The sequence below is a fragment of the Nannocystis exedens genome, from assembly GCF_002343915.1.
GTDB lineage: Bacteria > Myxococcota_A > Polyangia > Nannocystales > Nannocystaceae > Nannocystis > Nannocystis exedens.
This window is the reverse complement of sequence record NZ_NETK01000001.1, coordinates 3250520-3262397: the sequence shown is the minus strand read 5'-3', so window position 1 is coordinate 3262397 and position 11878 is coordinate 3250520. Positions and strand designations below refer to the sequence as shown.

Here is an 11878-nt window from a genome sequence, read left to right as displayed (position 1 = left end):
CGCCTCAGAGGTCGTTGCCGGTCTCCGGGCAGAACTGCTCGACGAACTCGTACTGGACCGCGCAGAAGAACGGCTGGTTGAACTCCTGCGCGATCTGGCGGCACTCGAGCGCCGAGATGCAGGAATAGAACTCCTCGAACGCGTCGCCGCACGCGGGGCCGTCGATCTCCTGGCCCTTCTCGATGGCGGCCTCGCAGTCGGCGATCACCGCCTCGACGAATCGGGCGTACTGCGGGTAGCACTCGACGTACACGCCGCCGTATTGCTGGCACACGTCGCGGTCGGGGCCGGGGCCGGTGGTGGTCGTCACGTCGGTGGTGCTCGCGTCGGTGCCGGTGGTGGTGGTCGTCGTCGTGGCCGGTTCCGTGGTGGTCGAGGTGGTGGTGGTGTCGACGGCGCCGGTGGTCGTGGTGGTGCCGGTGGCGTCGGCCTCGGTGGTGGTGCCGGGGTCGACGGCGCCGGTGGTGGCGTCGGTGGTGCCGCCGGTCGACTCGCCCGGTCCGCTGCCGCTCCCGCGCGGGCCCTCGTCGTTGAAGCAGGCCGTCGAGAGGCCGCCGAGCGACATCAGGAAGGTCAGGTTGCGCAAGCGGTGGACGTCCATCGCCGGGTCATCGTAGTCGAGTTGCGGCGCGGCCGCGAGTGCGCGCGTGGGTGCGCGCGGCGGTCGTGGACGCGTTCGCGGCGGTCCTGCGGGCGAATCGGCCGGCCACGGGACCGCAGCGCCGCCGCGGCCCGGGAGCCCCGCATCGGCTCACGCGTGCCGGCGGGGTCGGGGGATGGATGGCTCAAAGGACAGGTGGCCGAAGGTCGAGGTCGGTCGGAGGCGTTCGTGTGCGACCGATCTCGCAAGCGATGGGTCACGGGGCGGCGCCGGGGCGTGACCGGATTGAAGAGCTCCGGGCCGCCCGGGCGACGAGCGTGGCCAGATCGACGCCGCCCTGGCGATGGCGGCCGTCGAGGTTCCAGCGGGCGCGCCGGCGGTGAAGCGCGCGGCGAGGAGGATACCCGGTCGCGCGCGGCGGTCTTCGATCGACGCGAGCTCACCGGGACGCCGCCGACGACGCCGAACGGGCCGCGGGGGCTACGGTGCGGGCGCACGGACGTGTTCTACCGCGAGTGGCTGGCGCGTGATGGCTCGGCGCGCACATGAGACTTGGAGACATGTCTGAATGAGCATGTCTTCAGAGTCATGTACGAGGATTGTGCGCGGCCCGTGCGGGGCGGAGATCTTACGAACCCGTGGTCACGCGGGCGGCGGTGCTCTTTTCATCAAAATCGTCGGCGGACGAAACCGGGCGAGGGTCGCCGGTGATCACGCCGAGCAATTCGTCCCACAGGCGCTCGGGGGCGCCGGCGCGGAAGGGGCCGAAGTGGCCGACGCGGCGGAGGCCGAGGTCGGCGGGGGCGATCACGCGGTGCGTCGATTGGGCCCGGCTGTACCAGCCGCGCAGGGCGGCGGCGGCCCGGGCGGGGGCGTAGCTGTCGTCGGTGAAGTCGTAGAACCACATCGGCGCGGTGACGCGGTGGAAGAAAGTCGACTCGGTGCCGAGGGCGCCGCGGACGTAATCGGGGGTGTCGCACCACTGGGCCCACTGGCGGACGACGCCGGCCGGGAGGTCCTCGCCGAGGCCGAGGCGGCCGGGGACGTAGCCGAACAAGGCGGCGATCACGTTGGTGGCGATGCCGAGGCGGACCTTGAAGCTCTGGCGCTGGCCGCTCGGATACAGCGACATGTCGCCCGAGCCGGCGGCGACGACGAGGATGCCGGCGAGGTCGAGGCCGCGCGCGGTGAGGCCGAAGGCCTGGCCGCCGAAGCTGTGGCCGAGACCCCAGACCGGGAGGTCGGGGAAGCGCTCGCGCGCGAAGTCGATCGCGGCGGCGGCGTCGAGGCGGGCCCAGTCGAGCAGGACGGCCGGGTCCTTGCGCAGCGGGACCGAGCGCGAACCGCCGACGCCGCGGTAGTCGAAGGTCAAAACGGCGATGTCGCGCTCGGCCAGCCACGCGGCCAGCGGGGCGTAGTAGCGGCGCGGGACGCCGAGCGCCCCGAGCACGACCAGGACGGCCTGCGGGGCCTCGCGCGGGGCGTGCAACGTGGCGGTCAGCGGGCGCCCGTCGAGGGCGTTGAGGGTGAAGTCTTCCGATGGCATGCGTACCTCCGGGTCCCGCTCACCGTACGGGCTACCAGCGCCTGCGCCAACGCAGTATGATGCAGTTGCCAACTGCATCCATGCAGCACCTCCTCGACTGGCGCGACCTCCGGATCGCCCTCGCGCTCGCCCGCCACGTCTCGCTCGGCGAGGCCGGCAGGGCGCTGCGGCTCGACCCGACCACGATCAGCCGCCGGATCACCGCGCTCGAGGCGACCGTGGGCGGGGCCCTGTTCGTGCGCGACGCCGAGGGCTGGCGGCTGACGGAGGCCGGACGGCGGGTGGTGGAGGCGGCCGGGCGCATGGCCACCGAGGTGCGCGAGCTCGCCCGCGACCTCGAGGCGGCGTCCGAGCGGGCCGTGGGGACGGTGCGGCTGACGACGCTCGACTACATCGCGTCGTCGTTCCTGGCGCCGAAGCTGCCGCTGCTGCGCGAGCGCCACCCCGAGCTGGTGCTCGACCTGCGCTGCACCGAGCAGGTGCTCGACCTGACGGCAGGGCAGGCCGACGTGGCGCTGCGGGTGATCCGGCCGACCGAGGCGGGGATGCGGGTACGACGATTGGCGCAGGTGCCCCTCGGATTGTATGGACTGCGCAGCTACGTCGAACGCCACGGGCTCGACCCGTTGCCGCCGGCGGCCGAGGCCGACCTGGTGATGCTCGGGCCGCCCGACAGCCGATTGCCGGAGATGCGGTGGATGCGGGCCCTGGTGCCGCGCGGGCGCGTGGCGGCGGCGACGGGCAGCGTGCCGACGTCGTACGCGCTGGTGCGGGCCGGGGTCGGGCTCGGGGTGCTGACGTTGGCGGCCGCGGAGGGGCACCCGGAATTGGTGCGGCTCGACCGCGACGCGCCGCCGCTCGAGCGCGCGCTGTGGCGGGTGGTGCCGGAGGCGCTGGCCGATGCGCCGAAGATCCGCGCGGTCGTCGACTGGCTCGACGAGATCGCCGAGGCCGCGCTCGACCAGCCGCTGGCGTGATTCGGCGCGCGCGGGGAATGTCCATACTGCGCGGCGCTCGGCGAGCGCTCGCTCCATGATGCTGTCCGAAGGGTCATGTCGCGAGCAGCGCCTTGAGGGCGTCGAGGTGGTCGGCGTCCGCGGGGGTCTTGTCGCGGCGCCAGCGGAGGATCCGCGGGAAGCGGACGGCGACGCCGGACTTGTGGCGGCGCGAGCGGGCGATGCCCTCGAAGCCGATCTCGAACACCAGCTCGGGGGTGACGGCGCGGACCGGGCCGAAGCGCTCGAGCGTGTGCGCGCGGACGAAGCGGTCGACCTCGGCCAGCTCGGCGTCGGTGAGGCCGGAGTAGGCCTTGCAAAACGGGACGAGGGCGCCCTCGTCCCACACGGCGAAGGTGTAGTCGGTGAACAGGCTGGCGCGGCGGCCCGAGCCCGACTGGGCGTAGACCAGCACGGCGTCGACGGCCAGCGGGTCGAGCTTCCACTTCCACCAGTCGCCGCGCACGCGGCCGACGCCGTACGGGGCGGCGCGGCGCTTGAGCATCAGGCCCTCGACGTTGCGGGCGCGGCTGCCCTGGCGCAGACCGGCGAGCTCTTGCCAGGTCGGGGCGGCGACGACGGGCGACAGGCGCAGGACGTCGCCGACGAGCGGGGCCAGCAATGGCTCGAGGATCTGCCGGCGCTCGCTCAGCGGGCGCTCGCGGATGTCGCGGCCGAACGCCTCGAGCACGTCGAAGGCGAGGAAGGTGACGGGGACCTCGGCGAGGATCGTGCGCGACAGGTTTTTGCGGCCGATCCGCCGCTGCAGCTCGGCGAACGGGAGGATGTCGGGGCCGCGCCACGGCAAGATCTCGCCGTCCAGAGCTGTCCCTTCGGGCAGGCGACCGGCGACCGGGGCGAGCTCGGGGAAGCGCTCGCCGATCAGCTCCTCGCCGCGCGACCACACGAACAGCTGGCCGCCGCGGCGGACGATCTGGGCGCGGATCCCGTCGAACTTCCACTCGGCCTGCCAGGCGTCGCGCTCGCCGAGCTCGGCCGGGTCGCCCTCGAGCGGGTGCGCGAGCAAGAACGGGTAGGGCCGCGAGGTGGCGGGCTGATCGGACTCGGCGGCGACGAGGCCGCGGAACTGCGCGGCCGAGGGCTGCCAGGCGCCCATGAGCCGGTGGGCGACGGTGGCCGGGGCGAGCTCGCCGAGCTCGGCGAGGGCGGCGATGACGAGCCGCTGCGAGACGCCGACGCGGAAGGCCCCGGTGATCAGCTTGTGGAAGACGAGCCGCTCGTTGCGGTCGAGCTCGTCCCAGGCGGTCCGCAGGTCGGCCTTCTGCGCGGCCTCGTCCTTGCCGGCGAGCGGGAGCAGGCGGTCTTCGACCCACCGGTGCAGCGGCAGGGTGGTGGTGCGCGTCGGCGGCGGGAGCAGCAGGGCGGCCGTCTCGGCGAGGTCGCCGACGGCCTCGTGACACTCGTCGAACAGCCACTCGGACACGCCGGCGGCCTCGCTGACCCACGCCCGCAGCTTGCGGGTCGAGACGGCCTGCCGCGGCTTGCGGCCGATGAGGAAATAGACGGCCCAGGCGGCGTCCTCCGGCGGGACCGCGGCGAGGTAGGCGCGGATCGCCGCGACCTTCTCGCTCGTGCGGGTGGTCTCGTCGAGCGCGGCGTACAGCGCGGCGAAGGGCCTCATGGCGCGGCTCCGGCGGAGGTGGGAACGGTCGTGTCCGCGGCGACACGGGCATCGGAGGGCGCGCGGCGAGAGTCTGTCTCGTGGGACATGTGCGAAGAGGCATGAAATGGGACGAGGCGCGCCGTGAGGGTCATGCCGTCGGCTCCTCGTCGTCGGGTGATTCGGGCATGTCCGAAAGGTCAGGCGGCATGGCCTCCTCGTCGTCGGGTGCTTCGGGAATGTCCGAGAGGTCAGGCATCGAGACTGACTCGTCGGGCATGTCTGAATGGACATGTACGTTGGACAACTCGTCGCCGCCTGCTTCGCCGACGAAGCGGGTCGCGAGCGGGTGGGCGTCGAGGCCGCGCTCGCGCAGGTGGCGGGCCATCGCCTGGGCGTAGCCGTGGGTGAGGAACACCCGCTCGGCGCCGGTGCCGGCGATCGCCCCGAGCAGCTCGTTCCAGTCGGCGTGGTCGGACAGGACGAAGCCGCGGTCGACGACCTTGCGGCGGCGGGTGCCGCGGATCTGCATCCACCCGGAGGCGAAGCCGCGGACCGGACGCTTGAACCGGCGGGTCCACGGGGTGCCCTGGGCCGAGGGCGGGGCGAGGATCAGGGCGCGCTCGAAGTCGACGCCGCGGGCCGCCTCGAGCACCGGCGGGGCGGCGGGCAAGGGGACGCCGGCGGCGCGGTAGACGGCGGCGCAGCGCTCGACGGCGCCGTGGACGTAGATCGGGCCGAGCTCCGGGTCGAGGCCGGCGAGCAGGCGCTGGGCCTTGCCGAGCGCGTAACACAGGAGCAGCGAGGTGCGGCCGGCCTGTTGGTTGGCGCGCCACCAGGCGGCGACGTCCTGCATGGTCGCGGCCGGCGGGGCCCAGCGGAAGATCGGCAGACCGAAGGTCGACTCGCTGATGAAGCAGTGACAGCGCACCGATTCGAACGGGGCGCAGGTCGGGTCGGGGCCGAGCTTGTAATCGCCGGACACGACCCAGACCTCGCCGTGGTGCTCGAGCCGGACCTGGGCCGAGCCGAGGATGTGCCCGGCCGGGTGCAGCGAGACGCCGACGCCGCGGTGGACGATCGGGGCGCCGTAGGCCAGCGGCTGGATGTCGGCGCTCTCGCCGACGCGCAGGGCCAGGAGCCCGCGGCCGGGCGCGGCCGTGAGGTAATGTTCACACTCGGCGACGGCGTGGTCGCCGTGAGCGTGGGTGATGACGGCCCGCTCGACCGGCTGCCACGGATCGATGTAGAAATCGCCGGCCCGGCAGTAGAGGCCGCGGTCGGTGAGTTCGACGAGAGGGTCGCGCATCGCGGCGCGAGCCAGCGTAGCGCGCGTGGCCGGGGGGGCTCGCTGGGGCCGCCGGGACGGGCTTGATTTCGCGCGGCGGGGCAGGATGAGGTGGAGCGGCGGCGAACGCGTGGCGGGCTCGGCCTTTTCGGGGTGCCCGGAGGGACAGGTCGAGTGGATGTCCGGAGGGACATGTATCGAAGACCGAGCGGTGACCGCGGGGGCAATAGGGGGATGAGGATGCTCCAAGGGACAGGTGATGCGCCGACGAGCGCACTTGCAGGCCAGCGAGAGCACGCCGGTGTCGCATGGCCGAGGTCCGGTCCGTACGCGCGCTCGGGGAGCACGCGCTCGCGGAGGGCTCGCCCCGGATGGTTTCCGGGACATGTCGTCGGCGCGGCCGCGCGCCGCTCAGAAGATGTCGTATTCGGCGTGGTCGAGCTCGCCGACGAAGGTGGCGAGGCAATCCTCGTAGACGGTGGTGGCGACCCACACGTGGCCGAGCCAGGTCTGCTGCCGGTGATAGCCGCCGGCGTAGATCGTGGCCTGGAACCGGCGCTGGCCGTCGAGGTCGAGCCAGTAGAGGTAGATGTCGCCGGCGCTGTGATTGGTGACGCCGAACGAGGTCGGCTCCGTCTCGCGCGGCGAGGCCCGCTCCTCGGGGCAGACGAAGTAGGCCAGGGCGGGCGCCGCGGCCAGGAGCACCGCGGAGGCGAGGGCGCACGACAGATGCAGGGTTCGCGTCACGGGGACACCTCGGTCGGCACGGTCTGGGCCGAGGGCCGGCCGGGCGGGCCGCATGGCCGTGAAGAGGGCCGAAGCCGGGGAGCCGAGGCGCCGGCGCGAGGGCGCGCGAGGCCGCCGCGGGGGGCGCCCCGGGGCGAACCGCGAGGCCGCCGGCGCGGCTGGATCGGAAGCGTTGCCGCGTCGTCGGCGCCGGGAGTAGCGCGCGGCGAATGCTCGATCGAGCGGCGCTCGCCGATGGGGGGAGTTTCACCGCCGCTCGCATCGATTCTTGCGGTGGGTCGCGGCGGCGCGCCGAAGCTGTCGCGGCGCGCGATCCAGTCGGGCGACAAACACCGAGCGGGGCCGTGGATGCGCGAGCAGGTGGCGGAGCTCGCTCGATGCGATCGCCGCGGCGCGATGAGGCGGGCCTGCGCGGCGACGCTCGAGTGAGGTGCGGGCTCAGGGCGACGGGGGCGCGGCGTTCTGCGGTTCGCCGGGCGGGGGCGCGGGGGCGTCGCTGGCGGGGGCGTCGCCCTCGGGGACCGGGCACGGGGCGAATTCACAATTGGGGCCGATGCGGCCGACAGTGCTGCCGTCGGGGCAGACCTTCGCCTCCTTGGTGCAGGCCTTCGGGCCGTCGGGGTTCTCGGCGGGCGGGTTCGACTTGCCGGCGCAGGCGCCGACGAGGCCGGCGGCGAGGAGGAGGAGCGTGCGGGCGGTGTTCATGGTGCGACGGGAAGATGCCGCGTTTGCGGGCCGGGTGGTAGGCGCTTTCCGGGAAGGGATCGCGGATGAGGCCGGCGAAGCGGGGGGCCGAGGCGATGCACCGAGCGCTCATGGCAGGGCGCGCGTCCGCGGGCGCCGGGTGGCAGGGTGAGGGTGGTGGGGCATGTCCCGAGGGATATGCTTTAAGGGACATGTTCGGGAGCGCGGGCGGTGAGGCGTGGGGGCGAGCGGTATGCGCTCGGGGACATGTCGGGCGAGGATGGAGCGCATGTCTCTCGGGACATGGCAGGTCATGAAGCGCGGACGAAAGGTGGATCGGTATTATGCCCCCCGGAACATGTTTGTATGAACATGTCCCAGAATATGGTCGGTGCGGTGGCGGCGGAGCATGGTCGCAGGCGCCTGCGCGGACGACGAGCAGGACGTCGCGGAGGTCGGTCCGCGGTCGAGTCGGGCCGGACTCTCCGGCGTGCCGAAGTCCGGCCGAACACGGCGCTCAGGGCGAGGGCGGGGCGGCGTTCTGCGGCTCGCCGGGGGCGGGGCGGGGGCGTCGCTCGCGGGGGCGTCGCTCGCGGGGCCCGGGCAGGGCGCGAATTCACAATTGGGGCCGGTGCGGCCGACGGCGCTGCCGTCGGGGCAGAGCTTGGCCTCCATGGTGCAGGCCTTCTGGCCGTCGGGGTTGTCGGCGGGCGGCGGGTTCGACTTGCCGGCGCAGGCCGCGAAAAGCCCGGCGAGGGTGAGGAGGAGGGCGCGAGAGGTGGGCATGACCGGGAAAGCATGCCGCGATCGCGGGCCCGAGGGGTAGGGGGTTTTCGCGGACGAGGCCGCTGCAATGATCGCAGCCACGAATGTTGCGATCACGGCAGACGGCCGCGCTGGGCGGCGTCGCAGCGGGACAGCAGGGTCGCGTCCTCGAGGGCGTGAGCGATCGTGCGGGCGCGGGCGAGGGCGTCTTCGGCCTCGGCGGTGCCGGCCGCGACGCGTACGACCATGAGGAGGGCCATGGCGCGCAGGCGGACGTGGCCGGCGTCGCCGGCGTGGCGGGCGGCGAGGCGGGCGTGCTCCAGCGCGGCGGCGAGGTCTCCGTGGCGAAAGCGGGCGTAGGCGAGGCCGTTGGCGCGGCGGCTGCGGGCGAACGGGTGGGTGGTCGTGGTGTCGGGCAGGGCGAAGTGCAGGGCCTCGGCCTCGTCGATGCGGCCGGCGTGGTTGAGGGCGTGGCTGACCTGGCCGACGTAGCGGGCGCGCAGGCAGTCGGCGTCGGGGCCGGTGAGCGCTCGCAGGAGCTCGGGCACGGGCGCGAGCGCGGTCGAGACGGACGTCGGTCGGGCCCGGCTGTCGAGCAACGATTCGCCGAGGGCCAGCTCGATCTGCGCGGCCGCGTCGTCGGCGGCGAGCTGCTTGGCGGTGCCGAGGTGCGTCGCGGCCTCGGCGGGCTGACGCGCGCGCAGGGCCAGAGTGGCGCGCGCGAGCGACAGCCACAGGCGACCGGCACGGCTCTCGCTGGTCGGCGGCCGGTCCCACAGCTGGACGAGGTCGGTACACAGCGGGACCGGCAGGTCGACGAAGCGCGAGTGATAGCTGCCCATGAAGCGCAGGCGCGCGTCGACGCCGGCGGGCAGGCCGAAGGTCCGCAGCAGGCGGTCGCCCCACTTGCCGCCGGGCAGGCTGCCGCGCAGGCGCAGGCGCCGGAGGGCGCGGGTGATGCTGTCGACGTCCTCGCGCCAGCCGTGGAGCGCGGCCATCCGCTCGGCGACGGCGGCGAGCGAGCCGTGCTCCTCGACCAGACCGTCGAGATAGACGCCCCAGGTGGGTTGTCCGGAATTTTGTCCTCGCGCGGCCACGAGGCTCCCTTTATACCCGGACGCGACGCGGCGACGGAATTCGGCGGCGCGGTCTCGATGTTCAGGCGCGCGTCGGTCGACCGGCGGCGCGGGGCGGCGGCGAGCGCATCGGCGCGCGCCCGGAGGAGAAATTGTCATGCAGTCCACGCTCATCATCGGCGACATCCACGGCTGTCACGCCGAATTGCTCGACCTCCTCGATCGCGCGGCGATCGGCGACGACGACCTGGTGGTCAGCGTCGGCGACCTCGTCGATCGCGGGCCCGACCCGGCGGCGGTGGTCGAGCTGTTCCGCCGGCGCCCGCGCTCGCTGGCGCTGTGCGGCAACCACGAGCGCAAGCACGTCCGCGGGGTGCTGTCGTATTCGCAGCAGGTGACGAAGCTGCAGCTCGGGGCCGATTACGAGGACCACGTGCGCTGGATGGCGACGCTGCCGTACCACTGGGAGCGCGAGGACGTGCGGGTGGTCCACTGGGGGCTCTATCCGGGGGTGCCGCTCGACGAGGTGCCGGAGGACGTGCGCGCGGGCACGACGTCGGGCGATGCGCGGCTGCGCGAGCGCTGCGGCGATCGGCCCTGGTACGAGTTTTATGAGGACGACAAGCCGGTGGTGTTCGGGCACTCGGTGATCGGGCCGGAGCCGCTGGTGCTGCGCGACCGGATCTTCGGCCTCGACACCGGGGTGTGCCACGGGATGCGGCTGACGGGCCTTCTGCTGCCGCAGTTCAAGATCGTGTCGGTGCCGGCGCGCGCCGATCACTGGGAGCGAGTGCGCGGCGAGTGGCAGGCGCCGGTGCTGCGCACGCTGCCGTGGCAGACGATGACGTTCGAGCAGATCGAGAAGAAGATCCGCTCGCTCCGCGACCCCGAGCTCGATTCGTCGGTGCTCGACCGCGTGCAGGGGTGGGTGACGACGCTGCGCGGGGCGCTGCCGCCGCTGCGCGAGCGCCTCGACGCGGAGGTGGCCAGGATCGCCGAGGCCGCGGGGGAGGAGTTCGGGCGGGCGGCGGCGGCTCATCCGGCCGGGTCGTGGCTGCTGCGCCGGCGCGCGGGCAAGCTGTCGCCGGAGCACCTCGGCTGCTCGTCGCCGCAGCAACTGCTGGCGCTGGCCTCCGCGCTCGGGGTGACGCTGCCCGCCGATCCGGTGTGACGGCGAAACAAAGGACGCGCGCCCGGGCCAGCACCCGGGCGCGCGGCGCATTCGGGTCGCGAATGGTTCAATAAGCAGCTGTCCGAGGAGACATGTTCTATGAATGCGCGGGTCAGCCACTCGTGCCCCTGGTGTCATGACGCCAGGCTGCTCGCATTCCATGTATTTCGGGCATGTCCTCGAGGTCTAGCTGTCGATGTCGCGGGCGCGGAGGACGAGGACGCGGACGTCGCCCTGGTCGCCGAGGGGGGCGAACTTGAGGCCTTGCGCGTCGCCGATGTCGGCGACGAGGTCGTCAGGGCCGAGGCGGCCGTCGGCCGGGCCGCCGCCGGGGCCCCGGTCGACGGCGAGCACGACGATGTGGTCCCACGGGCGCGGGAGGGCGGCGCTGCCGAGGTAGTCGAGGGCGAGGATGTCGCCGGGGCGAGGGACGTACACGGCGGGGTCGAGGGCCTCGCCGCGAGCGTGGACCGCGAGCGGGGCGGTGACACGCTGCAGCGAGCGGACCAGGCCGCCGACGCTCGAATAGGCGAGGTCCCCGCGGCCGGCGCGGCGCAGGCCGGCGACGATGAGGTCGGCACAATCGGTGCCGACGCGGCGCTCGGCCTGGCTGCGCGCACCGACGCCAGCGCTGCCGAACACGTAGGGGACGTTGAAGTAGGAGGTGAGCCAGCCGAACAGGCCTTCGCCGCTGCGCACGCTGTAACGGAACACGTCGTCGCCGATCTGCCCGCGTGGGGCGTCGTCGACGTCGGGGGTGGCGCGCGCGACGGCGTCGGGGCCGGTGACGGTGGCGGCGAGGCGCATGGTGCCGAGGTCGCGGTACTCGGGCAGGCGCGCGTCGGCGAGGGCGGGGTCGCTGGGCCGGGCGTCGCCCACGGTGAGGGTCCAGCGGTCGTCGCCGGCGGGCAGGGCGGTCTCGAAGTACTCGAGGCGGTCGTAGCCGAGCCAGCGGCCGTGCGTGGGGCCGAACACGACGGCGTTGGCGTAGAGGGCGACGGCGGCGTTGGGGGCCGGGGTGGTGACGTGCTGCATGCGCGGCTCGACGCGGCGCCAGCGGACCTGTACTTCGGGACAGCCGGCGGCGGACCACGAGACGTGCCGGGCGGCGCCGGTGTCGGCGAACAGCACGGGCTTGCCGTCGAGGCGGCCGGGGGCGACGAGGTAGACGTCGATGGCTTCGCCGCGGCGGACGTCGAGCTCGCCGGCGAGGACGTCGCTGCCGGCGACGCGGCCGAGGAGCACCGGCGGGCCGGTCAACTCGCAGCGCGCGGCGTGGGCGAGCCGGGGCGCGGCGAGGAGGACGGCGAGCAGCGCGAGCGAGGTCGACCGTGAGAGCATCGAAAGCAGCGTGACGGCCGCGCGGGCGCTCGGCAAGCGCGCC

At 73.6% G+C, this 11878-nt stretch carries 10 protein-coding genes; 2 read left to right on the top strand and 8 right to left on the bottom strand.

The features are described from left to right. Positions 1 to 4: 4 nt before the first annotated feature. Together NAEX_RS12770 and NAEX_RS12765 are read right to left on the bottom strand one after the other, a co-directional pair. Complete coding sequence (locus tag NAEX_RS12770; protein ID WP_096327784.1) at positions 5 to 601, bottom strand: hypothetical protein; 597 nt, start codon at positions 599 to 601, stop codon at positions 5 to 7. 628 nt (positions 602 to 1229) lie between these two features. Continuing rightward, positions 1230 to 2147, bottom strand: coding sequence for an alpha/beta hydrolase family protein (locus tag NAEX_RS12765; protein ID WP_170135677.1), 918 nt, complete (start codon positions 2145 to 2147; stop codon positions 1230 to 1232). A gap of 80 nt (positions 2148 to 2227) precedes the next feature. On the opposite strand from NAEX_RS12765, the gene NAEX_RS12755 reads away from it, so the two are divergent. Then, on the top strand, positions 2228 to 3124 hold the full coding sequence (locus NAEX_RS12755) for a LysR family transcriptional regulator (RefSeq protein ID WP_170135676.1): 897 nt from the start codon (positions 2228 to 2230) through the stop codon (positions 3122 to 3124). A 73-nt stretch (positions 3125 to 3197) separates the two neighbouring features. On the opposite strand, the gene NAEX_RS12750 is transcribed toward NAEX_RS12755, so the two are convergent. The 5 genes from NAEX_RS12750 to NAEX_RS12725 all read right to left on the bottom strand — a co-directional run bounded on the left by NAEX_RS12750 (position 3198) and on the right by NAEX_RS12725 (position 9344). Further along, a complete protein-coding gene (locus NAEX_RS12750; protein WP_096327782.1) occupies positions 3198 to 4784 on the bottom strand; it encodes an ATP-dependent DNA ligase in 1587 nt (528 codons plus the stop codon). Between the two features lie 130 nt (positions 4785 to 4914). Beyond that, entirely contained in the window at positions 4915 to 6072 is a 1158-nt protein-coding gene (locus NAEX_RS12745) for a ligase-associated DNA damage response exonuclease (protein ID WP_096327781.1), read from the bottom strand. A 390-nt stretch (positions 6073 to 6462) separates the two neighbouring features. Continuing rightward, positions 6463 to 6798, bottom strand: coding sequence for a hypothetical protein (locus NAEX_RS12740; RefSeq protein ID WP_096327780.1), 336 nt, complete (start codon positions 6796 to 6798; stop codon positions 6463 to 6465). Positions 6799 to 7236: 438 nt separating this feature from the next. After that, the gene (locus NAEX_RS12735; protein ID WP_096327779.1) at positions 7237 to 7503 is read right to left on the bottom strand and encodes a hypothetical protein; all 267 of its coding nucleotides are present in this window, start codon (positions 7501 to 7503) and stop codon (positions 7237 to 7239) included. Between the two features lie 857 nt (positions 7504 to 8360). After that, positions 8361 to 9344: a hypothetical protein gene (locus tag NAEX_RS12725; RefSeq protein ID WP_096327777.1), complete on the bottom strand. Its 984-nt coding sequence runs from the start codon at positions 9342 to 9344 to the stop codon at positions 8361 to 8363. A gap of 136 nt (positions 9345 to 9480) precedes the next feature. Between NAEX_RS12725 and NAEX_RS12720 the strand changes: the two genes are divergently transcribed. Beyond that, positions 9481 to 10494 (top strand): metallophosphoesterase, encoded by a 1014-nt coding sequence (locus NAEX_RS12720; protein WP_096327776.1) that lies wholly within the window; start codon positions 9481 to 9483, stop codon positions 10492 to 10494. A gap of 186 nt (positions 10495 to 10680) precedes the next feature. Here the strand turns inward: NAEX_RS12720 and NAEX_RS12715 are convergent, their stop codons facing one another. Next, on the bottom strand, positions 10681 to 11835 hold the full coding sequence (locus tag NAEX_RS12715; protein ID WP_143141070.1) for a hypothetical protein: 1155 nt from the start codon (positions 11833 to 11835) through the stop codon (positions 10681 to 10683). Positions 11836 to 11878: the final 43 nt, after the last annotated feature.